This is a genomic window from Streptomyces cinereospinus, assembly GCF_042430725.1.
Classification (GTDB): Bacteria; Actinomycetota; Actinomycetes; order Streptomycetales; family Streptomycetaceae; genus Streptomyces; species Streptomyces cinereospinus.
The window spans coordinates 132,590-155,260 of sequence record NZ_JBHMCY010000003.1 but is presented as its reverse complement, the minus strand read 5'-3'; the positions used below and the strand labels follow the sequence as shown (position 1 = coordinate 155,260).

Genomic DNA, 22,671 nt, shown 5'->3' with positions numbered 1-22,671 from the left:
CTCCTCAGCACGAGGTCGCGAGCATGGACTTCCCCAGCGCACTGAGACAGCTCTCGAAGACGCAGAAACCCGCCCGGGGCGTCTCCGTCTACACCCGGTACGTCAACCGGCCGGCCGGCCGGTTGCTGGCGGCCGCGGCGCACCGGATGGGGCTGGCGCCCAACCACGTGACCCTCGTCAGCGCCCTGGTGACCTTCGCGGCCGTCGCCGCCACGGCCCTGCTGCCCCCCTCGCCCGCGCTCGGGTGGTGGGTCGCCCTCGCCCTGGCCCTCGGCTTCGCGCTCGACTCGGCGGACGGCCAGCTGGCCCGGCTGCACCGGTCGGCCAGCCTGTCCGGGGAGTGGATGGACCACGTGGTCGACTGCGCCAAGCTGCTGGGCGTGCACGCGGCGGTGCTGATCTCCTTCCACCGCTTCTTCGCGCTGCCGTGCCCCGCCCTGCTGCTCGTGCCGGTCGCCTTCCAGTTCGCCGCCGTCCTGCTGTTCTTCGGCGGCATCCTGACGGAGCAGCTGGGCCGGCGCTGCCCCGGCGCGGCGCCCGGCCCGGTGCCCCCGGCCTCCCCGCTCCGCGCCGTGGCGCTGCTGCCCGTGGACTACGGCCTGCTGTGCCTCGTCTTCCTGTTCCTGGGCCACCGGACGGTGTTCCTCGCGCTGTACGTCGCCCTGCTCGCGGCGCACGCGGTGCTGCTGCCGGCGTTCCTCGCCAAATGGTTCAGGGAGCTGTCGCGACGTACCCGTACGGAGTCATCGGGCGTCTCCGAACACGAGGACGCGCGGCAGGTCGCGAGAATTCGGACGATCACTGATTAATCTGCCAGGCAGATCGGACCGGCATGCGGGCAATCCGGCTTCCGGGCGTTCGGGGACTCCGTCATTCGGGCTTCCCGGATTTCCGCTTCCTGGATTTCCGCTCCGGCTCTCCCGCTTTCCGGCTTTCCGGCTTTTTGAAGGAGCTGCCATGAGCAAGCAGGTGGACGTCGTCGTCGCCGGAGGCGGCGGATTCATCGGCGGGCACCTCGCCGCCGGCCTGCTGTCCCAGGGCCTGACCGTCCGCTGCGTCGACATCAAGCCGCGGCACGCCTGGCACCAGGTGCACCCCGGCGCCGAGAACGTCGTCGCCGACCTGTCGCTCCTGGACAGCGCCCGGGCGGCCGTGCGGGACGCCGGGCAGGTGTACATGCTGGCCGCCGACATGGGCGGCATGGGTTTCATCGAGAACAACAAGGCCGCCTGCATGCTGTCGGTCCTGACCAGCACCCACATGCTCAAGGCCGCGCGGGAGGCGGGCGTGGAGCGCTACTTCTACTCCTCCTCCGCCTGTGTGTACGCCGCCGGGAAGCAGGCCGACGCGGACGTCACCGCGCTGCGCGAGCAGGACGCGTACCCGGCCCAGCCCGAGGACGGCTACGGCTGGGAGAAGCTGTTCTCCGAGCGCATGTGCCGCCACTTCGAGGAGGACTTCGGGTTCGCCTGCCGGGTCGCGCGCTACCACAACGTCTACGGCCCCGAGGGCACCTGGACCGGGGGCCGTGAGAAGGCGCCGGCGGCCGTGTGCCGCAAGGTCGCCGAGGCGGTCCTCACCGGCGAGCACCGGATCGATGTCTGGGGCGACGGCCGGCAGACCCGTTCCTTCATGTACGTCGACGACTGCCTGCGCGGCACGCAGCTGATCATGAGGGGGGAGCACGGCGTCCCGGTCAACCTCGGCTCCGGCGAACTGGTCACCGTCGACCGGCTGGTCGACGTCGTCGAGGAGATCGCCGGCGTCCGCTGCGAGCGCACGTACCACCTGGACGCCCCGCAGGGCGTGCGCGGCCGCAACTCCGACAACACCCTGATCCGCGAGCTGTACGGCTGGGAGCCCTCGATCTCCCTCGCCGACGGCCTGGAGAAGACGTACGCCTGGGTCTACGACCAGGTCAAGCGCGCCGGCCAGTGAGCCGCGCACGGCAGGGGTGCGGCCGATGAAGATCCTCCTCCACGACTACAGCGGCCACCCGTTCCAGGCCCAGCTCAGCCGCGAGCTGGCCCGCCGCGGCCACGATGTCGTGCACTCCACCTGCGTGGCCTACGTCTCCGGCAAGGGCGACCTCGGCGGTGACGCGGTCGACGGGCTGCGCTTCGCCACCATCGGCGAGCGCACCGTGCTGCGCAAGGACGCCTACGTCCACCGCCTCTTCCAGGAGATCCGGCTCGGCGCCGAACTGGCCCGGCAGCTGCGGCGGGAGCGGCCGGACGCGGCGATGCTCGGCAACCTGCCCGTCCCGGCCCTGGCCGTGGCCGCGCTGGCGGCGCGGGCGCTGCGCGTGCCGTGGGTGCTGTGGCACCAGGACGTCACCGCCGTCGCGCTGCGCAGCTTCGCCGCCGCCGGCGTCTCGAAGCTGATGGGCGTCGCCGCCGGGGTCGTCGAGCGCGCCGAGCGGTGGGCGGCGCGCCGCGCCGCGGCGATCGTGGTGATCGCCGACTCCTTCGTGCGGGTCCACCGGGACTGGGGCACGGCCGGCAAGGTCACCGTCATCCCCAACTGGGCGCCGCTGGACGAGATCCACCCCGTGCCGCGCGACAACGCCTGGTCGGCGGGGCACGGCCTGACCGGCGTCCGGACCGTGCTGTACTCGGGCACCCTCGGCCTCAAGCACCACCCCGTCCTGCTGGTCCGGCTGGCCGAGCGGCTGCGGGCGCAGGGCGCACCGGTCCGGCTCGTCGTCGTCAACGACGGCCCGGCGGTGCCGGTGCTCAGGGAGGCCGCCGCCGCCCGCGGGGTCGACCTGACCCTGCTGCCGTTCCAGCCCTACGGGCGGCTGCCCGAGGTCCTCGCCTCGGGGGACGTGCTCGTGGTGCTGCTGGCGGCGGGCGCCGGGGAGTTCTCGGTGCCCTCCAAGACGCTGTCCTACCTGTGCGCCGGGCGCCCCGTGCTGGGGCTGATGCCGGCCGGCAACCTGGCCGCCCACCTGCTCCGCCAGGCCGGTTCGGCGGTGTTCCCGCCCGAGGAGGCCTCGCTCGACGCGGCGGCGCGCTGGGTCCGCGAGGTCCTGGCGGACCCGGGGCGCGCCGAGGCGCTGGGCAAGGAGAGCCGGGCGCTGGCCGAGCGGGAGTTCGCGCTCGGCGACTGCGCCTCGCGATTCGAGCGCATTCTGCGTGCGGTGAGCGGCTCCCGAACGCCGCAGCGGGGCAACGCGGTGCAGTAATAGTCATTCATAATAATCACTGTCCGGCGCAACACTCCTGTGAAATACAGTCGGCCATTCCGTCGGCTGGGATATAAATCCCACGGGCAACCGTTCTGTTCCGTTTGCTTTGTTCGACCGGGGGTGCAGGTGCCGGCCAGTGGAAAGCGTTGCGTCGCGGCGGTGTGCTGCTGGTCGCTCCTGCTGACCGTCCTGCTGCCGGTGCTGGTCCTGCTCACCCCCGACGCGCGGTTCGGCGCCGCGCTCGCCGTGCAGTGCGTCGTCGTCGCGCACGCCGGAACGGCGCTCACCCGGGTCCTCACCGACACCTCGGTGCGGCTGGCCGCCTTCGGCTTCTGGCTCTTCACCTACGTCTGGCTCGGGCTCGCCCCGCTCGCCATGCTCGCCACCGACACCTACCCCCTGGACCACCGCACCGACGACTCCACCGCCTTCGCCGCCGCGGCGCTGACCGAGCTCGGGCTGCTCGCCTACAGCGGCGGCGCGGCCCTCGCCGCCCGCCGCGCGGGCCCGTCGGCCGTCCTCGGGCCCCTGCTGTCCCGCAGGCTCGCGCCCACTCCCGTGCTGCTGCTGTGCGGCCTGTCACTGGTCCTCGCGGCCGTCATGATCCCGCTCCAGGAGGGCGGCCTGCCGGCGTTCTTCACCAGCCGGGAGGCCCTGCGGCAGTCGGGCGCGGAGGAGGACTCGGCGCGGGCGCTGCGCGTGTGGGTGCTGTCCGTACCCGCGTTCTGGGCGCTGGCGGCCCTGACGCACCTGCCGCGGCTGCCGTCCGGGGACCGGCTGCTGCGGGGACTGCGCTGGATGCTCCTCCCGGCCCTGCTCGCGCTCAACGCCGTCGTCAACAACCCGGTCAGCAGGCCCCGTTTCTGGGCCGGGACCGTCCTGCTGGCCCTGCTGTTCTCCGGGCGCCGGTTCAGCGGCCCGCGCGCCTTCCGCGCCGCCGCCGCGGCCCTCACGGCCGGGGTGCTGCTCGTCTTCCCCTACAGCGACCACTTCCGGTACGACGAGCGCGAAGCCGTGCGGGTGCTGACCCTGACGGAACAGTTCAGCACCACCATGGACTACGACGCCTTCCAGCAGATGCAGACCGGGCTGGACTACGTACGCGACAACGGGTTCTCCCCGGCGGCCGCGCTCGGGCCGGTGCTGTTCATGGTGCCCCGCTCCCTGTGGCCCGGGAAACCGCAGACCACGGGCATCGAACTCGCCCAGTACGCGGGCTACGACTTCCACAACCTCTCCGCACCGCTGTGGATCGAGGCCTACCTGTGGGGCGGCGCCCCGTGCGTGGTCGCCGTCTTCTGCCTGCTGGGCGCGGCCGGACGCCGCGTGGACGGCCTGCGGGCACGGCTGCGCGGCGGGCCCGGCACGCTGGCCGCCCTCCTGGTCCCCGCCGTCGCCTTCTACCAGCTGGTGCTCCTGCGCGGCAGCCTCATGGCGGTCGTCGGACCCCTGCTGCTGCTCCTCGCGGTTCCGCTCTTCCTCACCACGCGCGCCGTCGCCCGGCCGTCCCCGGCCCGGTCACCGGCGCGGCCGCCCGCCAGGGCGGGCCACGCTCCCACCCCCTGACCCAGGAGGCTCCGTGACCAGCCCCGCCAGCCACGACGACCGGTACGACGAACCGGACCAGCTCCGCGACCAGCTGCGCCGGCTGCTCAGGTACCGCGCGACCATCGCGACGGGCCTGGTCCTGGGGCTGCTCGGCGGCGCGCTGCTGGTGCTGCTGAGCGCGGGCAGCTACCGCTCCGCCGGCGAGGTGCTCGTCCGCTCCCGGACGGACCCGTTCAGCACCTTCGGCGTGGCGGCCGACAACCAGGTCAGCATGGGCACGGAACGGCAGATCGCGCTCAGCGCCACCGTCGCGGCCCGCGCGGCGCGGGCCCTCGGCCGGCCGTCGAAGGCCGCCGCGCTCCAGGCGGACCTGCGCGTCACCAACCCCCCGGACACCCAGGTGCTCAGGTTCGAGTACACGGCGGGCAGCGCGAAGCGGGCCGCCCGGGTGACCAACGCGTTCGCGGAGGCCTACCTCGCCGACCGGCAGGACCGCACCAGGGCCATGGTGCGGCGGATGACGAGCGGTCTGGAACAGCAGATCGCCCTGCTGACCCGGCGGATCGACGCGAAGTCCGACGACGCCGCGTCGGCGGCCGCCCTGCGGGACCAGGTCGGCGCGCTGCAGAAGCGGGCCTCGGACCTCAGGTCCTACGACACCAGCGGCGGGGACGTCGTGCGCCGGGCCGAGCCGCCGGCGCGGCCCTCCGGCCCCGGCCCCGCCTGGCTGCTGGGCCTGGGCCTGGCCGGCGGTCTCCTGCTCGGCCTGCTGCTCGCCTGGCTGCGCTCCGCCCTGGAGCCGCGGGCCCGCTCGGTCGGCGAGGTCCAGGCCGCGCTGGGCGCCCCGGTGCTGGGCATCCTCCCGGGCCCGGACGCGGACGACGCCGACCTGCTGGTGGTCGGCCGGGCCGGCGGCAGCCGCGCGGAGGCCTACCGGACCCTCGCCTTCCGGCTGCGCGCCGCCGAGGGCCGCACCGCTTCCGGCACCGCCGCCGGCGCCACCGCCCCCGGCACACTGCTGGTCGTGGCGCCCAAGGAGGACCGCGACGCCGAAGCCGCCGCGGTGAACCTCGCCGCCGCGTTCGCCGAGTCCGGCGACGAGGTACTGCTGGTGGACGCCACCGCGAGCGCCTCCGGCCTGCCGGCGCGGCTGCCGCTGCCCGCCGGTGCCGCCCTGCCGGCCGGTGCCCCCGAGGGCGGCGCGGTCGTCGACGCGGGCACGGCCGGGCGGTTCGTGCTCCTCCCGGACGGCCGCGGCCCCGGCGGTGCCGACGGACCGGCGGCCCCCGTGGTGACGCGCGCCCTGCCGTACGCCGGGTCCGGCAGGCCGGTGCTGTTCGTCACCCGGCCGCTGCTGGCGCACACCGACGCCCTCGCGGTGGCCCAGCGCGTGGACGGTGTCCTCGTGGCGGGCCGGCTGGACCGGTCCCGGCGCGACGACCTCAGACGGGTGCGGGAGCTGATCGACTGCTCGGGCGGGCACCTCCTGGGCGCGGTGCTCGACAGCGGCGCCCGCCGCGGTCCGCTCCGCCGCGCCGCGGACGCCGTCCGGCGCCGCCGGCTGCGGCGGCAAGAGCCGGCCGCGGCACCCTCCACACGGGTCGGCGACCTGGTCGGGGAGCTGCCCGCGCCCGCGCACGACGACAGACTCAGCGTCTCCCGGTGAGCGCCTCCGGCACGGCCGTGCCCGTCACCGGCGGCCCGGCCGCCCGGTGCGGGATCGCCGCCACCGCCCGGGGCGGCTGGTGGGGCTTCCTCGGCTCGACGGTCAACGCCGTCTTCGGCTACGCCCTCGTCGCCCTGGTCACCCGCGCCCTCGGGGCCTCCGGGGCGGGGGCGGTGTTCACCGGTGTCGCCGTCTTCACCATCCTCGGCAACACCTGCAAGCTCGGCGCCGACACCGGGCTGGTGCGCTTCGTCTCCCGGGACCTGGCCACCAGCGGCGGCCGCCGGGTGGGGGCGCTGCTGCGCAGCGCGGTGCTCCCCGGGGCGGCGGTGAGCACCGCGGCGGCCGCGCTGCTGTTCCTGTCGCCCCGGACGGCCACCGCGCTGCTGCCGGACCTTCCCCCCGGCGACGCGGTCACCCTGGTCCGGCTGTTCGCCCTGTTCCTTCCCCTGGCCTCGGTCACCCTGATCCTGCTGGGCGCCACCCAGGGGTACGGCACCGTGGTCCCGTTCGTCGGGGTCGAGCAGATCGGCAAGCCGGTCCTGCGCGTCCTGATCGCCGTCCCCGTCGCGCTGCTGGCGCCGGGCGTGCTCGGCCTGGCCGCCGCCTGGCTGGTCCCCACCCTGGCCGGCGCCGTCGTCGCCTGGGCCGCCCTGCGGCGGTGCCGCCGTACGACGGCACCGCCGCAGGGCGGCCGTCCGCCGGGGCCCGCCGGGGCCGCCGCCGGGCCGGGCTTCTGGGCGTTCGCCGCGCCCCGGGCCGTCTCGTCGGTCTTCGACATCGGCGCGGTGTGGGTGGGCGTCGTCCTGCTGTCGGGCCTGGCGACGAGCGAGGAGGCGGGCATCTACACGGCCGTCGGCCGGGTCGTCGTCGCGGCGACGCTGATCCAGCTCGCCGTCCGGCTGGCCGTCGCGCCGGAGATCAGCCGCCTGCTCGCCGTGGGCGACCCCGCCCAGGCCTGCCGGCTGCACCGGGTCTCGACGCGCTGGATCGTGCTGTTCTCCTGGCCGCTGCTCGCCCTCCTGTCGAGCTTCCCCGGCACCGTGCTGTCCCTGTTCGGGCCGGAGTTCGAGCAGGGCGCGGACGCGCTGGTCGTGCTCTGCGTCGCCTCCGCGGCCAACGTCGGGGTCGGCAACGCCCAGACGGTGCTGCTCATGGCCGGCCGCAGCTCCTGGCACCTGGCGGTCACCGGGGCCGCGTTCGCCGTGCAGCTGACGGTCGGCGTGCTGGCCGTTCCCCGGCTGGGCGTCATGGGAGCGGCGCTGTCCTGGGCGGCGGCGATCGTCGTCGAGAACCTCGTCTCGGCCGCGCTGGTGCGGCGGCACCCGGGCTTCACGTTCGTCGACGAGGGCTACCTGCTGGCGACCGCCACGGGACTGTGCCTGACGGTGCCCCCGCTGCTCGCCGCCCGGCTGCTGGCAGGTGACACGACCGTCGGACTTACCGTCGCAATCACCGGGGGATTGTGTGCATTCGGTATAGGTTTGTGGCGATTTCGTGCCCCGCTGGGAGTGCGTGAGCTCGTCGGTGTGCTGCGCGAACGCGCCTCATAGGGCCGTCGCAGGGCCGAAACCGCCGCACCTTCTTCCCCCTCACCACCCACACCTCCTGCCATCCGGGATGTTCCATGCGCCTGAGAAAACGCACGACGAGGCACGCCACGACCGTCTGCGCCGCGGTCCTGCTCGCGGCCGCCACGCTCATGACCGCCCCCGCCCGGGCGGCCGGCGGCGACGAGACCCTGACCGCGGACCCGTCGGCGACATGGCAGACGGACGGCATCGTCTGGACGGTCGAGTACGCGCGCGGTGTCGTGTACGTCGGCGGCACGTTCGACAGCGTCCGCCCGCCCGGCGCGCAGCCGGGCGAGAACGAGGTCGCCCGCGAGAACTTCGCCGCGTTCGACGCCCGCAGCGGCGCCCTGCTGCCGTGCGCCCCGTCCTTCGCCGGCGGCGGCGACACCGTGCGGGCGCTGAAGGCGTCCCGCGACGGCGCGGTGCTCTACGCGGGCGGCTCGTTCACCACGGCCGCCGGCACGCCGGTGGCCAGTGCGGCGGCTCTGAACACGGCCGACTGCTCGCTGCGCAGCGACTTCCGGCCCGCCATGTCGTCGTTCGTCCGGGCCATCGAGACGACGGACGGCGCGGTGTACCTGGGGGGCGACTTCATGCTGGCCGACGGCAAGGCCAGGGCCCGCGTCGCCGCCTTCCGCCCCGACGGCGCGCTGCTGCCGTTCGCCGCGGACATCGACGCCCCGGTCCGGGCCCTGAAGGCCGCGCCCGAACACGGCAAGCTCCTCGTCGGCGGCGAGTTCAACGAGGTCAACGGGGCCGAGCAGCACGCCCTGGTCGCCCTCCACCCGTCCACCGGCGCCACCGTGACCTCGTACCCGGGCTGGCTGCCCAGGCGCTCGTCGGTGCGGTCGATCGCCCGCGACGACACGCACTTCTACGTCGGCGCCGAGGGCCGCGGGACGGGCATCTTCGACGGCCGGCTCGCCGGCCGGCTGTCCGGCGGCGAGATGGTCTGGAAGGACTACTGCCTGGGCGCCACCCAGGCCGTGGTCGTGCACGGCGGTGTCCTCTACAGCGGGTCGCACGCGCACGACTGCAGCCGTACGCCCGGCGGCTTCCCCGAACACCACGACCGCCAGCACTTCCTGGCCAACTCGGCCGGCGACGGACGCCTCCTGCACTGGTTCCCCGACACCAACGGGGGGACCGGCGAGCAGAACGGCCCCCGCGCGCTGGTGATGGCCGAGGGGACGCTCTGGGCCGGCGGCGAGTTCACCACGGTCAACGACCGGCCGCAGCAGAGCCTGACGCGCTTCGCGGCCGGCCCGGACACCGGGGCCCCGGAGGACCCGCCCCGCCTCCGGGCAGCGGACTCGGGCCCGCGCCGGACCACCCTGACCTGGCGGGCCGCCTGGGACCGCGACGACGCGGAGCTGACGTACCTGATCTACCGGGACGGCGTCCGCGTGGCGGCCCGGAAGCAGGCCTCCACCTCCTGGGACCGCCCCGACATGACGTACGCGGACCCCGTCACCCCCGGCTCCCGGCACCGGTACACGATCGCCGTCACCGACGGGGAGAACACCTCGCCGCAGTCGGCGCCGGTCGACGTCACCGCGGCCGCCGGCCCGCGGTCGGCACAGGGCCTGTGATGGGGGAGCGGCTCGGCTACGCGCCCGGGGTCTTCGACCTGTTCCACGTCGGCCACCTCAACATCCTGCGCCGGGCCCGGGGGCACTGCGACCGCCTGGTCGCGGGCGTCTGCGCCGACGACCTGGTGGAGCGGCTGAAGGGCAGGCCGCCCGTCGTGCCGCTGGCCGAGCGGCTGGAGATCGTCCGCAGCGTCCGCTACGTGGACGAGACCTTCGTCGCCACCGTCGACGACAAGATCGAGATCTGGCGGAGCGTCGGCTTCGACGTGATCTTCAAGGGGGACGACTGGGCCGGCACGGGCGTCTGGACGCGGCTGGAGGCGGAGTTCTCCGAAGTCGGCGTCGAGGTCGTCTACTTCCCCTACACCGCGCACACCTCCAGCACGCTGCTCCGCCACGCCCTCGACCTGCTGGCCGGGGGGCCGGGCGGCGGGCCCCGGGCGGCGCGGGCCGGGACGGAGGTCCTGGCGCGGCCCGAGTAGCGTCCGGCTGACGCGCTCCCCCTTCCCGCGCGGGAACGGGGAGCGCGCCGGCCGTGCCGGGCGGCGCGTCCGGAGGCGCCCGCGTTTGACCTGCGTCACCCCCGGGGTATTCTCTCCGGCTCGATTGGCGCCCGCCCTGCCCCATATGGCAGACTGTCCGAGTTGCTCGGTCGAGTGTTGATGCTGCGCGCCTCCCGCCGGGAGGACCGGAAGCGAGTCCCACAGTACTCGTCGCCCCTGATCAGGGGCGGACGTACGGGAATCTTCCGGGAAGCGTGGGCGCGGCACCGGCCAGGCGCCCGGTGGGCCTCTCGTCCCCGGTTCACGGTTCCGGCAGGGCCGTGTCAATCCCGCAGGGATGTTCGAACACGGGGCATCTGTGTCAGCGGGAGTGCGACACGCCCGACCGCGTGGGTCGGAGAAGGGGGCGGAATGCCGGGCTCCAGAGCTGTAGAGAGACAGGACTACGAAGCAGCCATGGCGGGACAGAAGATCCGCATCCGGCTCAAGGCCTACGACCACGAGGTCATCGACTCCTCGGCGAAGAAGATCGTCGAGACGGTGACCCGCACTGGTGCGTCGGTCGCGGGCCCGGTGCCGCTGCCCACTGAGAAGAACGTGTACTGCGTCATCAAGTCGCCGCACAAGTACAAGGACTCGCGCGAGCACTTCGAGATGCGCACGCACAAGCGCCTGATCGACATCCTCGACCCGACCCCCAAGACCGTTGACTCTCTGATGCGACTCGACCTCCCGGCCGGTGTCGACATCGAGATCAAGCTCTGAGGGCGGTGATCTGAAGATGACCAAGCAGATCAAGGGCATCCTGGGCGAGAAGCTCGGTATGACGCAGGTGTGGGACGAGAACAACCGCGTCGTCCCGGTCACCGTCGTCAAGGCCGGCCCGAACGTCGTCACCCAGGTCCGCACGAACGACGTCGACGGCTACGAGTCCGTCCAGATCGCCTTCGGCGAGATCGACCCGCGCAAGGTGAACAAGCCCCTGAAGGGCCACTTCGCCAAGGCCGACGTCACCCCCCGTCGCCACCTCGTCGAGATCCGCACCGCGGACGCCTCCGAGTACACGCTGGGCCAGGAGATCACCGCCGAGGTGTTCGAGGCCGGCGTCAAGGTCGACGTGACCGGCAAGAGCAAGGGCAAGGGCTTCGCCGGTGTCATGAAGCGCCACAACTTCGGTGGTCTCGGCGCCGGCCACGGCACCCAGCGCAAGCACCGCTCCCCCGGTTCCATCGGTGGCTGCGCCACCCCGGGCCGCGTGTTCAAGGGCCTCCGCATGGCGGGTCGCATGGGCAACGAGCGGGTCACCACCCAGAACCTGACCGTCCACGCCGTTGACGCGGAGAAGGGTCTGCTGCTCATCAAGGGCGCGGTTCCCGGTCCGAACGGCGGCCTCGTCCTGGTCCGCACCGCGGCCAAGGGGGCCTGAGGTAACCGATGAGCACTGTTGACATCCTTTCGCCGGCAGGCGACAAGGCCGGTTCCGTCGAGCTCCCCGCGGAGATCTTCGGCGTTGAGAAGGTCAGCGTTCCGCTGATCCACCAGGTCGTCGTCGCGCAGCTGGCCGCTGCCCGCCAGGGCACGCACAAGACCAAGACCCGTGGCGAGGTCCGCGGCGGCGGCAAGAAGCCGTACCGCCAGAAGGGCACCGGTCGCGCCCGCCAGGGTTCGACCCGCGCGCCGCAGTTCGCCGGTGGTGGCGTCGTGCACGGTCCCGTGCCGCGCGACTACTCGCAGCGGACCCCGAAGAAGATGAAGGCCGCCGCCCTGCGGCACGCCCTCACCGACCGGGCCCGCCACAACCGCATCCACGTCGTCTCCGGCGTCGTCGAGGGCGAGAACCCGTCGACGAAGGCCGCCAGGACGCTGTTCGGCAAGATCTCGGAGCGCAAGAACCTGCTCCTGGTCGTCGACCGCGCCGACGAGGCCGCGTGGCTGTCCGCCCGCAACCTGCCCCAGGTCCACATCCTGGAGCCGGGCCAGCTGAACACGTACGACGTTCTCGTCTCGGACGACGTGGTCTTCACCCAGGCCGCTTTCGAGTCCTTCGTGTCGGGCCCGAAGGCCGATGACACCGAAGGGAGCGAGGCCTGATGGCTATCCGTCACCCCGCCATTGCCTCGAAGGCCGCCAAGGCCGCCAAGGCCGCCCGCGTCGCCAAGGCGCGCCGCCACGAGGCCGAGGGCAAGAACACCGTCGTCACCCCGGCGAGCAAGGCCTTCACGGACCCCCGTGACGTCCTGCTCAAGCCGGTCGTGTCCGAGAAGAGCTACGCGCTTCTCGACGAGGGCAAGTACACGTTCATCGTGGCCCCGAACGCCAACAAGACCCAGATCAAGCAGGCCGTCCAGGCGGTCTTCTCGGTCAAGGTCACCGGCGTGAACACGATCAACCGCCAGGGCAAGCGCAAGCGGACCCGTACGGGCTTCGGCCAGCGTGCCGCCACCAAGCGCGCGATCGTGACCCTCGCCGAGGGCGACCGTATCGACATCTTCGGCGGTCCGACCGCCTGAGGGCGGTCCGGATCGTCCGATATCGGACGAGGACTGAGAAATGGGAATCCGCAAGTACAAGCCGACTACGCCGGGCCGTCGTGGCGCCAGCGTCGCCGACTTCGTCGAGGTCACGCGGTCCACGCCGGAGAAGTCGCTGGTCCGCCCGCTGCACAGCAAGGGCGGCCGTAACAACGCCGGTCGTGTGACCGTTCGCCACCAGGGTGGCGGACACAAGCGCGCCTACCGCGTGATCGACTTCCGTCGGCACGACAAGGACGGCGTGCCGGCGAAGGTCGCGCACATCGAGTACGACCCCAACCGCACCGCGCGCATCGCGCTGCTGCACTACGCCGACGGCGAGAAGCGCTACATCCTCGCGCCGCGCGGCCTGTCGCAGGGCGACCGCATCGAGAACGGTCCCGGGGCCGACATCAAGCCGGGCAACAACCTGGCCCTCCGCAACATCCCGGTCGGTACCACGATCCACGCGATCGAGCTCCGTCCCGGTGGCGGTGCCAAGTTCGCCCGCTCCGCCGGTGCCTCCGTGCAGCTGCTCGCGAAGGAGGGCTCGATGGCCCACCTGCGCATGCCGTCCGGAGAGATCCGCCTGGTCGACGTGCGCTGCCGCGCCACCGTCGGCGAGGTCGGCAACGCCGAGCAGTCGAACATCAACTGGGGCAAGGCCGGCCGCAAGCGCTGGCTGGGCGTTCGCCCGACCGTGCGTGGTGTGGTCATGAACCCGGTCGACCACCCGCACGGTGGTGGTGAGGGCCGTACCTCCGGTGGCCGCCACCCGGTCTCCCCGTGGGGCAAGAAGGAAGGCCGTACTCGTTCGCCCAAGAAGGCGTCGAACAAGTACATCGTCCGCCGCCGCAAGACGAACAAGAAGCGCTAAGGACGGGTTGAGATGCCTCGTAGCTTGAAGAAGGGGCCCTTCGTCGACGACCACCTGATGAAGAAGGTGGACGCCCAGAACGAAGCCGGCACCAAGAACGTCATCAAGACCTGGTCCCGTCGCTCGATGATCGTGCCGGCCATGCTCGGCCACACGCTCGCGGTGCACAACGGCAAGACCCACATCCCGGTGTTCGTCACCGAGTCGATGGTCGGCCACAAGCTCGGCGAGTTCTCGCCGACGCGCACCTTCCGGGGTCACGTCAAGGACGACCGGAAGTCGAAGCGCCGCTAGCAGCGGATCGCATTCAGACACGTAAGTAACTGAAGGGACAACCATGGAAGCCAGGGCCCAGGCGCGGTACATCCGCGTCACGCCCATGAAGGCCCGCCGCGTGGTGGACCTCATCCGTGGCATGAACGCCACGGAGGCCCAGGCTGTTCTGCGATTCGCTCCGCAGGCAGCCTCCGTGCCGGTCGGCAAGGTGCTCGACAGCGCCATCGCCAACGCCGCGCACAACTACGACCACACCGACGCCGACAGCCTCTTCATCTCCGAGGCCTACGTCGACGAGGGCCCGACCCTGAAGCGGTTCCGGCCGCGCGCCCAGGGCCGTGCCTACCGGATCCGCAAGCGGACCAGCCACATCACCGTGGTCGTCAGCAGCAAGGAAGGAACCCGGTAATGGGCCAGAAGGTAAACCCGCACGGGTTCCGGCTCGGTGTCACCACGGACTTCAAGTCCCGGTGGTACGCCGACAAGCTGTACAAGGACTACGTCAAGGAAGACGTCGCCATCCGTCGGATGATGACGTCCGGCATGGAGCGCGCCGGCATCTCCAAGGTCGAGATCGAGCGCACCCGTGACCGCGTCCGCGTGGACATCCACACCGCTCGCCCGGGCATCGTCATCGGCCGCCGCGGCGCCGAGGCCGACCGCATCCGCGGTGACCTGGAGAAGCTGACCGGCAAGCAGGTCCAGCTGAACATCCTCGAGGTCAAGAACCCGGAGACGGACGCTCAGCTGGTGGCCCAGGCCGTCGCCGAGCAGCTGTCCTCCCGCGTCTCCTTCCGCCGCGCCATGCGCAAGAGCATGCAGTCGGCGATGAAGGCGGGCGCCAAGGGCATCAAGATCCAGTGCGGTGGCCGTCTCGGCGGCGCCGAGATGTCCCGCTCGGAGTTCTACCGCGAGGGCCGTGTGCCCCTGCACACGCTGCGCGCCAACGTCGACTACGGCTTCTTCGAGGCCAAGACGACCTTCGGCCGCATCGGTGTGAAGGTCTGGATCTACAAGGGCGACGTCAAGAACATCGCCGAGGTCCGCGCCGAGAACGCCGCCGCCCGCGCCGGCAACCGCCCGGCCCGTGGTGGCGCCGACCGCCCGGCCCGTGGTGGCCGCGGTGGCGAGCGGCGCGGCCGCAAGCCGCAGCAGTCCGCCGCGGCGGCCGAGGCCCAGACGGCCGAGGCGCCCGCGGCACCGGCCGCCGAGCCCAGCGCTGCTGGAAAGGAGAGCTGACCCATGCTGATCCCCCGTAGGGTCAAGCACCGCAAGCAGCACCACCCGAAGCGCAACGGTATGTCCAAGGGTGGCACGCAGGTTGCGTTCGGCGAGTACGGAATCCAGGCGCTGACCCCGGCGTACGTCACGAACCGCCAGATCGAGGCGGCTCGTATCGCCATGACCCGTCACATCAAGCGTGGCGGCAAGGTCTGGATCAACATCTACCCGGACCGTCCGCTCACGAAGAAGCCGGCCGAGACCCGCATGGGTTCCGGTAAGGGTTCCCCGGAGTGGTGGGTCGCCAACGTCAAGCCCGGACGCGTGATGTTCGAGCTGTCGTACCCCAACGAGAAGATCGCCCGTGAGGCGCTGACTCGTGCCGCCCACAAGCTGCCGATGAAGTGCCGGATCGTCAAGCGCGAGGCAGGTGAAGCGTGATGTCGGCCGGTACCAAGGCGTCCGAGCTGCGCGAGCTGGGCAACGAGGAGCTTCTGGCGAAGCTCCGCGAGGCCAAGGAAGAGCTGTTCAACCTCCGCTTCCAGGCGGCGACGGGTCAGCTCGAGAACCACGGCCGGCTGAAGGCCGTCCGTAAGGACATCGCGCGGATCTACACCCTGATGCGCGAGCGCGAGCTGGGCATCGAAACGGTGGAGAACGCATGAGCGAGAACAACGTGACTGAGCAGAACACCGAGGCGCGCGGCTTCCGCAAGACCCGTGAGGGTTACGTCGTCAGCGACAAGATGGACAAGACCGTCGTCGTCGCCGTCGAGGACCGCGTCAAGCACGCGCTGTACGGCAAGGTCATCCGCCGTACCAACAAGCTCAAGGCGCACGACGAGCAGAACGCCGCGGGTGTCGGCGACCGCGTCCTCCTCATGGAGACCCGGCCGCTGTCCGCGACGAAGCGCTGGCGCGTCGTCGAGATCCTCGAGAAGGCCAAGTAATTCCCCGTAGGGGAGTTCCTTAAGCAAGGTATTCCTGCGGGGCAAACCCCGCAGGTCAGTTCCGCCAGGCTCGGCAGGGGCGCTCGTCACTGAGGCCCCTGCCGGGAACCGGCAGACACACAGGAGATAGACGTGATCCAGCAGGAGTCGCGACTGCGCGTCGCCGACAACACTGGTGCGAAGGAAATCCTTTGCATCCGTGTGCTCGGTGGCTCCGGTCGCCGCTACGCGGGTATCGGTGACGTCATCGTCGCCACCGTCAAGGACGCGATCCCCGGTGGCAACGTGAAGAAGGGTGACGTCGTCAAGGCGGTCATCGTTCGCACCGTCAAGGAGCGCCGCCGTCCGGACGGCTCGTACATCCGCTTCGACGAGAACGCCGCCGTCATTCTGAAGAACGACGGCGACCCTCGCGGCACCCGTATCTTCGGCCCGGTCGGCCGTGAGCTGCGCGAGAAGAAGTTCATGAAGATCATCTCGCTCGCGCCGGAGGTGCTGTAAGCATGAAGATCAAGAAGGGCGACCTGGTCCAGGTCATCACCGGCAAGGACAAGGGCAAGCAGGGCAAGGTCATTGCCGCTTTCCCGCGCGAGGAGCGCGTCCTGGTCGAGGGTGTCAACCGGGTCAAGAAGCACACCAAGGCCGGTCCGACGGCTCGCGGTTCGCAGGCCGGCGGCATCGTCACCACCGAGGCGCCGATCCACGTCTCCAACGTCCAGCTGGTCGTGGAGAAGGACGGCAACAAGGTCGTGACCCGCGTCGGTTACCGCTTCGACGACGAGGGCAACAAGATCCGCGTTGCCAAGCGGACGGGTGAGGACATCTGATGGCGACCACCACCACTCCGCGTCTGAAGACGAAGTACCGCGAGGAGATCGCGGGGAAGCTGCGCGAGGAGTTCTCGTACGAGAACGTCATGCAGGTACCCGGCCTCGTCAAGATCGTGGTCAACATGGGTGTGGGCGACGCCGCCCGCGACTCCAAGCTGATCGAGGGCGCCATCCGCGACCTCACCACGATCACCGGTCAGAAGCCGGCCGTCACCAAGGCCCGCAAGTCCATCGCGCAGTTCAAGCTGCGTGAGGGCCAGCCGATCGGTGCCCACGTCACGCTCCGTGGCGACCGCATGTGGGAGTTCCTGGACCGCACCCTGTCGCTCGCGCTGCCGCGCATCCGCGACTTCCGCGGCCTGTCCCCCAAGCAGTTCGACGGCCGTGGCAACTACACCTTCGGTCTCACGGAGCAGGTCATGTTCCACGAGATCGACCAGGACAAGATCGACCGCGTCCGGGGTATGGACATCACCGTGGTCACCACGGCGACCAACGACGCTGAGGGCCGCGCGCTCCTTCGTCACCTCGGCTTCCCGTTCAAGGAGGCGTGAGCGAGATGGCGAAGAAGGCTCTGATTGCCAAGGCTGCTCGCAAGCCCAAGTTCGGTGTGCGCGCGTACACCCGCTGCCAGCGCTGCGGCCGTCCGCACTCCGTGTACCGCAAGTTCGGCCTGTGCCGCGTGTGCCTTCGTGAGATGGCTCACCGTGGCGAGCTGCCGGGCGTGACCAAGAGCTCCTGGTAATCCCCGTAAGAGGGGATTCCTGAAGCTCTCGGTAAGCATCTGGGTCGGCAGGGGTCCTGCTCCGCATGCCTTAGGCTTGTGGGGTTGGGCGCCTGCCGCCCGTACGCACGCAGGCAGCGCCTGCACATGTTTGCTTACTACGCCGTAGGTCCACCGCGCCGCACCCGTCCCGTCTCGGATCGGGGAGAGGGATGGCGCATCGGGAAACCCCGGCGAGAGAGGCCGAAGGCCAATTCATGACCATGACTGATCCGATCGCAGACATGCTTACGCGTCTGCGGAACGCGAACTCGGCGTACCACGACACCGTGGCGATGCCGCACTCGAAGATCAAGTCTCACATCGCGGAGATCCTCCAGCAGGAGGGCTTCATCACGGGCTGGCGCGTCGAGGACGCCGAGGTCGGCAAGAACCTCGTCCTGGAGCTGAAGTTCGGCCCCAACCGTGAGCGCTCCATCGCGGGCATCAAGCGGATCTCCAAGCCCGGTCTCCGGGTGTACGCGAAGTCCACCAACCTGCCGAAGGTGCTCGGCGGCCTCGGCGTGGCGATCATCTCCACGTCGCACGGGCTCCTCACCGACAAGCAGGCCGGCAAGAAGGGCGTAGGCGGAGAAGTTCTCGCCTACGTCTGGTAACGGAAGGGAACGGAGGAAACAGCTATGTCGCGCATCGGCAAGCTCCCCATCGCGGTTCCCGCCGGCGTGGACGTCACCATCGACGGCCGCACGGTCAAGGTCAAGGGCCCCAAGGGCGAGCTGACCCACACCGTCGCCGCGCCGATCGAGATCGTCAAGGGTGAGGACGGCGTCCTGAACGTCACCCGCCCGAACGACGAGCGTCAGAACAAGGCCCTGCACGGCCTGTCCCGCACGCTGGTGGCGAACATGATCACCGGCGTGACCCAGGGTTACGTGAAGAAGCTCGAGATCAGCGGTGTCGGTTACCGAGTGACCGCCAAGGGCACGAACCTGGAGTTCGCGCTCGGCTACAGCCACCCGATCACGGTCGAGGCCCCCGAGGGGATCAGCTTCAAGGTGGAGACCCCGACCCGTTTCTCGGTCGAGGGCATCGACAAGCAGAAGGTCGGCGAGGTTGCGGCCAACATCCGCAAGCTGCGCAAGCCCGACCCGTACAAGGCCAAGGGCGTCAAGTACGAGGGCGAAGTCATCCGCCGCAAGGTCGGAAAGGCGGGTAAGTAAGCCATGGCATACGGGCAGAAGATCCTCAAGGGCGACGCCTACAAGCGCGCCGCGATCAAGCGCCGTCACATCCGGATCCGCAAGCGGATCTCGGGTACGGCCGAGCGTCCCCGTCTGGTCGTGACCCGCTCCAACCGCCACATCGTGGCGCAGGTGATCGACGACCTCAAGGGCCACACCCTGGCGTCGGCGTCCACCCTGGACGCCTCGGTCCGTGGTGGCGAGGGCGACAAGTCCTCGCAGGCCAAGCAGGTCGGTGCCCTGGTCGCCGAGCGCGCCAAGGCCGCCGGTGTCGAGGCCGTCGTGTTCGACCGAGGTGGCAACCAGTACGCCGGGCGCATCGCCGCCCTGGCGGACGCCGCCCGCGAAGCCGGGCTCAAGTTCTGAGCCTGCCGTAGCTAGCGGAAACAGAGAGAGGTAATTCCAATGGCTGGACCCCAGCGCCGCGGTGGCGGTGCCGGTGGCGGCGAGCGGCGGGACCGGAAGGGCCGTGACGGCGGCGCTGCTGCCGCCGAGAAGACCGCGTACGTCGAGCGCGTCGTCGCGATCAACCGCGTTGCCAAGGTTGTGAAGGGTGGTCGTCGCTTCAGCTTCACCGCGCTGGTCGTGGTGGGCGACGGTGACGGCACCGTGGGTGTCGGTTACGGCAAGGCCAAGGAGGTGCCGGCCGCCATCGCCAAGGGCGTTGAGGAGGCCAAGAAGCACTTCTTCAAGGTCCCCCGGATCCAGGGCACCATCCCCCACCCCATCCAGGGTGAGAAGGCGGCCGGTGTCGTCCTCCTCAAGCCGGCCTCGCCGGGTACCGGTGTGATCGCCGGTGGTCCCGTGCGTGCCGTGCTGGAGTGCGCCGGTATCCACGACGTGCTGTCGAAGTCGCTCGGCTCCGACAACGCGATCAACATCGTGCACGCGACCGTGGAGGCCCTCAAGGGCCTGCAGCGTCCCGAGGAGATCGCGGCCCGCCGCGGTCTGCCGCTGGAGGACGTCGCCCCCGCGGCCCTGCTGCGTGCGCGTGCCGGGGCGGGTGCGTAATCATGGCGCAGCTCAAGATCACGCAGGTCAAGTCCTACATCGGCAGCAAGCAGAACCACCGTGACACCCTTCGGTCGCTTGGTCTCAAGGGGATCAACACCGTGGTCGTCAAGGAGGACCGCCCCGAGTTCCGCGGCATGGTGCACACCGTCCGCCACCTCGTGACGGTCGAGGAGGTCGACTGATCATGGCGGAGAACAACCCGCTGAAGATCCACAACCTCCGTCCCGCCCCGGGCGCCAAGACCGCCAAGACCCGTGTGGGTCGTGGCGAGGCGTCCAAGGGTAAGACGGCCGGTCGTGGTACCAAGGGCACGAAGGCCCGCTACCAGGTTCCGGAGCGCTTCGAGGGTGGCCAGATGCCGCTCCACATGCGTCTCCCGAAGCTGAAGGGCTTCAAGAACCCGTTCAAGACCGAGTACCAGGTCGTGAACCTCGACAAGCTGGCCGCGCTGTACCCCGAGGGTGGCGAGGTCACCGTCGAGGGTCTGGTGGCCAAGGGCGCCGTTCGCAAGAACAGCCTCGTCAAGGTCCTCGGCCAGGGCGAGATCTCCGTGGCGTTGCAGGTGACGGTCGACGCCGTCTCCGGCGCCGCCAAGGAGAAGATCACCGCCGCCGGCGGTACCGTCACCGAGTTGGTCTGACCCTTCAGGCGTCTCGATGACTTGAGCGATCCCGACCGGGGATACCCCACAAATGGGGTATCCCCGGTTGGTCGTTCCTAGGGCGGCAGTCCCGCGGGTAAGGTGGCCTGCACTGCCAACTTTCACAGCTGCCGCACCTCGGGCACTCTGGGCGGCAGTTGGCCGTTACCCATGTCGTTGTTCTATTGGAACCTCAAGACCGTCACCCTTGACGCAGATGCGCGGGGGTCGCAGGAGGCACCGTGCTCACCGCGTTCGCCCGGGCGTTCAAGACGCCCGACCTGCGCAAGAAGCTGCTCTTCACGCTCGGCATCATCGTGGTGTACCGGGTCGGGACGCATGTCCCGATTCCGGGCGTCGACTACCAGAACGTCCAGACCTGTATCGACGTAGCCAAGGGCAACCAGGGTCTGTTCGGTCTGGTCAACATGTTCAGCGGCGGCGCCCTGCTCCAGATCACGATCTTCGCACTCGGCATCATGCCGTACATCACCGCGAGCATCATCCTGCAACTTCTGACGGTGGTGATCCCCCGCCTCGAAGCCCTCAAGAAGGAGGGCCAGGCCGGTACGGCGAAGATCACGCAGTACACCCGCTACCTGACCGTGGCGCTCGCCATCCTCCAGGGCACCGGCCTCGTCGCCACCGCCCGCAGCGGCGCCCTGTTCTCCGGCTGCCCGGTCGCCGGCCAGATCGTCCCGGACCAGTCGATCTTCGTCACCGTCACCATGGTCATCGTGATGACCGCCGGTACGGCCGTCGTGATGTGGCTCGGCGAGCTCATCACCGACCGCGGCATCGGCAACGGCATGTCGATCCTGATGTTCATCTCGATCGCCGCCACCTTCCCGTCCGCCCTGTGGGCGATCAAGCAGCAGGGCACCCTGGCCGACGGCTGGATCGAGTTCGGCACGGTCATCCTCGTCGGTCTGTTCATGGTCGGCCTGGTGGTCTTCGTCGAGCAGGCCCAGCGCCGCATCCCGGTGCAGTACGCCAAGCGCATGATCGGCCGCCGCGCCTACGGCGGTACGTCCACGTACATCCCGCTCAAGGTGAACCAGGCGGGTGTGATTCCTGTCATCTTCGCCTCGTCGCTGCTCTACATCCCTGCGCTGATCGCCCAGTTCTCCAGCGGCACATCGGGCTGGAAGACCTGGATCGAGGCCCACCTCGTCCAGGGTGATCACCCGATTTACATCACTCTGTACTTCTTGCTCATTGTTTTCTTCGCGTTCTTCTACGTGGCGATCTCCTTCAACCCCGAGGAAGTCGCCGACAACATGAAGAAGTATGGTGGCTTCATCCCGGGCATCCGGGCTGGCCGACCGACCGCTGAGTACCTGAGCTACGTACTCAACCGGATCACCTGGCCGGGTTCGCTGTATCTGGGTCTGATCGCTCTCGTTCCGACAATGGCGTTGGTTGGTTTCGGGGCAAACCAGAACTTCCCGTTCGGCGGGACCAGCATCCTGATCATCGTGGGTGTCGGTCTCGAAACGGTGAAGCAGATCGAGAGCCAGCTCCAGCAGCGCAATTACGAAGGGTTCCTCCGCTGATGCGAATCGTCCTCGTCGGGCCGCCGGGTGCCGGTAAGGGTACGCAGGCCACACGCCTTGCCGAGAAGCTGTCGATCCCGCACATCTCCACGGGCGACCTGTTCCGCGCCAACATCAGTCGGCAGACGGAACTCGGCAAGCTGGCCAAGTCCTACATGGACGCCGGCAACCTGGTGCCGGACGAGGTCACCATCGCCATGGCGAAGGACCGCATGGAGCAGCCGGACGCCGAGAACGGGTTCCTGCTGGACGGCTTCCCGCGCAACGTCTCGCAGGCCGAGGCGCTGGACGAGCTGCTCAGGACCGAGGGCATCCAGCTGGACGCCGTGCTGGACCTGGAGGCCCCCGAGGACGAGGTCGTCAAGCGGATCGCCGGCCGGCGTGTCTGCCGCAAGGACTCCGCGCACGTGTTCCACGTGACGTACGGCGCGCCGAAGCAGGAGGGCGTCTGCGACGTCTGCGGCGGGGAGCTGTACCAGCGTGACGACGACTCCGAGGGGACCGTGCGCAAGCGGCTGGAGGTCTACCACACGCAGACCGAGCCGATCATCGACTACTACAAGGCGCAGGGGCTGGTCGTGACCATCTCCGCGATGGGTGCGGTCGGTGAGGTCACGGGCCGCGCGCTGGAGGCGCTCAAGCGCGAGGACGACGCGCAGTAGTCGTTCGTACGTCGTCGACGGCCGCGGTCCCCGCTCAAGGGACCGCGGCCGTCGCGTGTGGGGTGGGCCGGTGCGGCAGCCCCTTATCGTGGAACCAG

General features: G+C 70.3%; 31 protein-coding genes. All 31 read left to right on the top strand.

The window, feature by feature from the left end; genetic code table 11:
- The first annotated feature begins 23 nt into the window (after positions 1-23).
- Positions 24-809, top strand: coding sequence for a CDP-alcohol phosphatidyltransferase family protein (locus tag ACFF45_RS02605; protein ID WP_381341276.1), 786 nt, complete (start codon positions 24-26; stop codon positions 807-809).
- Positions 810-957: 148 nt separating this feature from the next.
- Positions 958-1,938, top strand: coding sequence for an NAD-dependent epimerase/dehydratase family protein (locus ACFF45_RS02600; protein WP_381341273.1), 981 nt, complete (start codon positions 958-960; stop codon positions 1,936-1,938).
- A gap of 25 nt (positions 1,939-1,963) precedes the next feature.
- A complete protein-coding gene (locus tag ACFF45_RS02595; protein ID WP_381341270.1) occupies positions 1,964-3,187 on the top strand; it encodes a glycosyltransferase family 4 protein in 1,224 nt (407 codons plus the stop codon).
- A gap of 129 nt (positions 3,188-3,316) precedes the next feature.
- Complete coding sequence (locus ACFF45_RS02590) at positions 3,317-4,756, top strand: hypothetical protein (protein ID WP_381341268.1); 1,440 nt, start codon at positions 3,317-3,319, stop codon at positions 4,754-4,756.
- Between the two features lie 13 nt (positions 4,757-4,769).
- Positions 4,770-6,404, top strand: a complete 1,635-nt coding sequence (locus ACFF45_RS02585; protein ID WP_381341265.1) for a hypothetical protein — start codon at positions 4,770-4,772, stop codon at positions 6,402-6,404.
- Positions 6,401-7,957: an oligosaccharide flippase family protein gene (locus tag ACFF45_RS02580; protein ID WP_381341262.1), complete on the top strand. Its 1,557-nt coding sequence runs from the start codon at positions 6,401-6,403 to the stop codon at positions 7,955-7,957. The genes ACFF45_RS02585 and ACFF45_RS02580 overlap by 4 nt, the downstream gene beginning before the upstream one ends.
- Before the next feature lie 74 nt (positions 7,958-8,031).
- A complete protein-coding gene (locus tag ACFF45_RS02575) occupies positions 8,032-9,570 on the top strand; it encodes a fibronectin type III domain-containing protein (RefSeq protein ID WP_381341260.1) in 1,539 nt (512 codons plus the stop codon).
- On the top strand, positions 9,570-10,052 hold the full coding sequence (locus tag ACFF45_RS02570; RefSeq protein WP_381341257.1) for an FAD synthase family protein: 483 nt from the start codon (positions 9,570-9,572) through the stop codon (positions 10,050-10,052). The genes ACFF45_RS02575 and ACFF45_RS02570 overlap by 1 nt, the downstream gene beginning before the upstream one ends.
- A gap of 477 nt (positions 10,053-10,529) precedes the next feature.
- A complete protein-coding gene (gene rpsJ / locus ACFF45_RS02565) occupies positions 10,530-10,838 on the top strand; it encodes a 30S ribosomal protein S10 (protein WP_003948644.1) in 309 nt (102 codons plus the stop codon).
- 16 nt (positions 10,839-10,854) lie between these two features.
- Positions 10,855-11,499 carry a 50S ribosomal protein L3 gene (gene rplC, locus ACFF45_RS02560; protein ID WP_381341254.1) on the top strand — a complete coding sequence of 215 codons (645 nt, stop codon included), beginning with the start codon at positions 10,855-10,857 and terminating at the stop codon, positions 11,497-11,499.
- A gap of 8 nt (positions 11,500-11,507) precedes the next feature.
- Positions 11,508-12,164, top strand: a complete 657-nt coding sequence (gene rplD, locus ACFF45_RS02555; RefSeq protein ID WP_381341251.1) for a 50S ribosomal protein L4 — start codon at positions 11,508-11,510, stop codon at positions 12,162-12,164.
- Positions 12,164-12,583: a 50S ribosomal protein L23 gene (gene rplW / locus ACFF45_RS02550; protein WP_381341248.1), complete on the top strand. Its 420-nt coding sequence runs from the start codon at positions 12,164-12,166 to the stop codon at positions 12,581-12,583. The genes rplD and rplW overlap by 1 nt, the downstream gene beginning before the upstream one ends.
- 40 nt (positions 12,584-12,623) lie before the next feature.
- A complete protein-coding gene (rplB, locus tag ACFF45_RS02545) occupies positions 12,624-13,460 on the top strand; it encodes a 50S ribosomal protein L2 (RefSeq protein ID WP_381341245.1) in 837 nt (278 codons plus the stop codon).
- A 12-nt stretch (positions 13,461-13,472) separates the two neighbouring features.
- Entirely contained in the window at positions 13,473-13,754 is a 282-nt protein-coding gene (rpsS, locus tag ACFF45_RS02540) for a 30S ribosomal protein S19 (RefSeq protein ID WP_053759516.1), read from the top strand.
- Positions 13,755-13,797: 43 nt separating this feature from the next.
- Positions 13,798-14,145, top strand: coding sequence for a 50S ribosomal protein L22 (rplV, locus tag ACFF45_RS02535; protein ID WP_030345431.1), 348 nt, complete (start codon positions 13,798-13,800; stop codon positions 14,143-14,145).
- Entirely contained in the window at positions 14,145-14,975 is an 831-nt protein-coding gene (gene rpsC / locus ACFF45_RS02530; RefSeq protein ID WP_381341242.1) for a 30S ribosomal protein S3, read from the top strand. Before rplV ends, rpsC begins: the two co-directional genes overlap by 1 nt.
- Positions 14,976-14,978: 3 nt before the next feature.
- The gene (gene rplP, locus ACFF45_RS02525; protein WP_029380975.1) at positions 14,979-15,398 is read left to right on the top strand and encodes a 50S ribosomal protein L16; all 420 of its coding nucleotides are present in this window, start codon (positions 14,979-14,981) and stop codon (positions 15,396-15,398) included.
- On the top strand, positions 15,398-15,622 hold the full coding sequence (gene rpmC, locus ACFF45_RS02520) for a 50S ribosomal protein L29 (protein ID WP_007494763.1): 225 nt from the start codon (positions 15,398-15,400) through the stop codon (positions 15,620-15,622). Before rplP ends, rpmC begins: the two co-directional genes overlap by 1 nt.
- On the top strand, positions 15,619-15,906 hold the full coding sequence (rpsQ, locus tag ACFF45_RS02515) for a 30S ribosomal protein S17 (RefSeq protein ID WP_028420769.1): 288 nt from the start codon (positions 15,619-15,621) through the stop codon (positions 15,904-15,906). Before rpmC ends, rpsQ begins: the two co-directional genes overlap by 4 nt.
- A gap of 132 nt (positions 15,907-16,038) precedes the next feature.
- Entirely contained in the window at positions 16,039-16,407 is a 369-nt protein-coding gene (gene rplN / locus ACFF45_RS02510) for a 50S ribosomal protein L14 (RefSeq protein WP_003998823.1), read from the top strand.
- Between the two features lie 2 nt (positions 16,408-16,409).
- The gene (rplX, locus tag ACFF45_RS02505; protein ID WP_037929577.1) at positions 16,410-16,733 is read left to right on the top strand and encodes a 50S ribosomal protein L24; all 324 of its coding nucleotides are present in this window, start codon (positions 16,410-16,412) and stop codon (positions 16,731-16,733) included.
- Positions 16,733-17,290: a 50S ribosomal protein L5 gene (rplE, locus tag ACFF45_RS02500; protein ID WP_019329632.1), complete on the top strand. Its 558-nt coding sequence runs from the start codon at positions 16,733-16,735 to the stop codon at positions 17,288-17,290. The genes rplX and rplE overlap by 1 nt, the downstream gene beginning before the upstream one ends.
- A gap of 5 nt (positions 17,291-17,295) precedes the next feature.
- On the top strand, positions 17,296-17,481 hold the full coding sequence (locus ACFF45_RS02495; RefSeq protein ID WP_003956452.1) for a type Z 30S ribosomal protein S14: 186 nt from the start codon (positions 17,296-17,298) through the stop codon (positions 17,479-17,481).
- Positions 17,482-17,717: 236 nt separating this feature from the next.
- Positions 17,718-18,116: a 30S ribosomal protein S8 gene (gene rpsH, locus ACFF45_RS02490; protein WP_129799270.1), complete on the top strand. Its 399-nt coding sequence runs from the start codon at positions 17,718-17,720 to the stop codon at positions 18,114-18,116.
- A 24-nt stretch (positions 18,117-18,140) separates the two neighbouring features.
- A complete protein-coding gene (gene rplF, locus ACFF45_RS02485) occupies positions 18,141-18,680 on the top strand; it encodes a 50S ribosomal protein L6 (RefSeq protein WP_381341239.1) in 540 nt (179 codons plus the stop codon).
- Between the two features lie 3 nt (positions 18,681-18,683).
- Complete coding sequence (gene rplR, locus ACFF45_RS02480) at positions 18,684-19,067, top strand: 50S ribosomal protein L18 (RefSeq protein ID WP_145886665.1); 384 nt, start codon at positions 18,684-18,686, stop codon at positions 19,065-19,067.
- Between the two features lie 39 nt (positions 19,068-19,106).
- A complete protein-coding gene (gene rpsE / locus ACFF45_RS02475; RefSeq protein WP_009190144.1) occupies positions 19,107-19,712 on the top strand; it encodes a 30S ribosomal protein S5 in 606 nt (201 codons plus the stop codon).
- 2 nt (positions 19,713-19,714) lie between these two features.
- The gene (gene rpmD / locus ACFF45_RS02470; protein ID WP_003998814.1) at positions 19,715-19,897 is read left to right on the top strand and encodes a 50S ribosomal protein L30; all 183 of its coding nucleotides are present in this window, start codon (positions 19,715-19,717) and stop codon (positions 19,895-19,897) included.
- Between the two features lie 2 nt (positions 19,898-19,899).
- The gene (gene rplO, locus ACFF45_RS02465; protein ID WP_381341237.1) at positions 19,900-20,355 is read left to right on the top strand and encodes a 50S ribosomal protein L15; all 456 of its coding nucleotides are present in this window, start codon (positions 19,900-19,902) and stop codon (positions 20,353-20,355) included.
- Between the two features lie 242 nt (positions 20,356-20,597).
- Positions 20,598-21,911: a preprotein translocase subunit SecY gene (gene secY, locus ACFF45_RS02460; protein WP_381341234.1), complete on the top strand. Its 1,314-nt coding sequence runs from the start codon at positions 20,598-20,600 to the stop codon at positions 21,909-21,911.
- Entirely contained in the window at positions 21,911-22,573 is a 663-nt protein-coding gene (locus ACFF45_RS02455) for an adenylate kinase (RefSeq protein ID WP_381341231.1), read from the top strand. The genes secY and ACFF45_RS02455 overlap by 1 nt, the downstream gene beginning before the upstream one ends.
- The last annotated feature ends 98 nt before the right edge of the window (positions 22,574-22,671 follow it).

Coding starts and splice junctions, on each gene's coding strand:
- ACFF45_RS02605 (WP_381341276.1), top strand. CDS start 24: ATGGACTTCCCCAGCGCACTGAGACAGCTCTCGAAGACGCAGAAACCC.
- ACFF45_RS02600 (WP_381341273.1), top strand. CDS start 958: ATGAGCAAGCAGGTGGACGTCGTCGTCGCCGGAGGCGGCGGATTCATC.
- ACFF45_RS02595 (WP_381341270.1), top strand. CDS start 1,964: ATGAAGATCCTCCTCCACGACTACAGCGGCCACCCGTTCCAGGCCCAG.
- ACFF45_RS02575 (WP_381341260.1), top strand. CDS start 8,032: ATGCGCCTGAGAAAACGCACGACGAGGCACGCCACGACCGTCTGCGCC.
- ACFF45_RS02570 (WP_381341257.1), top strand. CDS start 9,570: ATGGGGGAGCGGCTCGGCTACGCGCCCGGGGTCTTCGACCTGTTCCAC.
- rpsJ (WP_003948644.1), top strand. CDS start 10,530: ATGGCGGGACAGAAGATCCGCATCCGGCTCAAGGCCTACGACCACGAG.
- rplC (WP_381341254.1), top strand. CDS start 10,855: ATGACCAAGCAGATCAAGGGCATCCTGGGCGAGAAGCTCGGTATGACG.
- rplD (WP_381341251.1), top strand. CDS start 11,508: ATGAGCACTGTTGACATCCTTTCGCCGGCAGGCGACAAGGCCGGTTCC.
- rplW (WP_381341248.1), top strand. CDS start 12,164: ATGGCTATCCGTCACCCCGCCATTGCCTCGAAGGCCGCCAAGGCCGCC.
- rplB (WP_381341245.1), top strand. CDS start 12,624: ATGGGAATCCGCAAGTACAAGCCGACTACGCCGGGCCGTCGTGGCGCC.
- rpsS (WP_053759516.1), top strand. CDS start 13,473: ATGCCTCGTAGCTTGAAGAAGGGGCCCTTCGTCGACGACCACCTGATG.
- rplV (WP_030345431.1), top strand. CDS start 13,798: ATGGAAGCCAGGGCCCAGGCGCGGTACATCCGCGTCACGCCCATGAAG.
- rpsC (WP_381341242.1), top strand. CDS start 14,145: ATGGGCCAGAAGGTAAACCCGCACGGGTTCCGGCTCGGTGTCACCACG.
- rplP (WP_029380975.1), top strand. CDS start 14,979: ATGCTGATCCCCCGTAGGGTCAAGCACCGCAAGCAGCACCACCCGAAG.
- rpmC (WP_007494763.1), top strand. CDS start 15,398: ATGTCGGCCGGTACCAAGGCGTCCGAGCTGCGCGAGCTGGGCAACGAG.
- rpsQ (WP_028420769.1), top strand. CDS start 15,619: ATGAGCGAGAACAACGTGACTGAGCAGAACACCGAGGCGCGCGGCTTC.
- rplX (WP_037929577.1), top strand. CDS start 16,410: ATGAAGATCAAGAAGGGCGACCTGGTCCAGGTCATCACCGGCAAGGAC.
- rplE (WP_019329632.1), top strand. CDS start 16,733: ATGGCGACCACCACCACTCCGCGTCTGAAGACGAAGTACCGCGAGGAG.
- ACFF45_RS02495 (WP_003956452.1), top strand. CDS start 17,296: ATGGCGAAGAAGGCTCTGATTGCCAAGGCTGCTCGCAAGCCCAAGTTC.
- rpsH (WP_129799270.1), top strand. CDS start 17,718: ATGACCATGACTGATCCGATCGCAGACATGCTTACGCGTCTGCGGAAC.
- rplF (WP_381341239.1), top strand. CDS start 18,141: ATGTCGCGCATCGGCAAGCTCCCCATCGCGGTTCCCGCCGGCGTGGAC.
- rplR (WP_145886665.1), top strand. CDS start 18,684: ATGGCATACGGGCAGAAGATCCTCAAGGGCGACGCCTACAAGCGCGCC.
- rpsE (WP_009190144.1), top strand. CDS start 19,107: ATGGCTGGACCCCAGCGCCGCGGTGGCGGTGCCGGTGGCGGCGAGCGG.
- rpmD (WP_003998814.1), top strand. CDS start 19,715: ATGGCGCAGCTCAAGATCACGCAGGTCAAGTCCTACATCGGCAGCAAG.
- rplO (WP_381341237.1), top strand. CDS start 19,900: ATGGCGGAGAACAACCCGCTGAAGATCCACAACCTCCGTCCCGCCCCG.
- ACFF45_RS02455 (WP_381341231.1), top strand. CDS start 21,911: ATGCGAATCGTCCTCGTCGGGCCGCCGGGTGCCGGTAAGGGTACGCAG.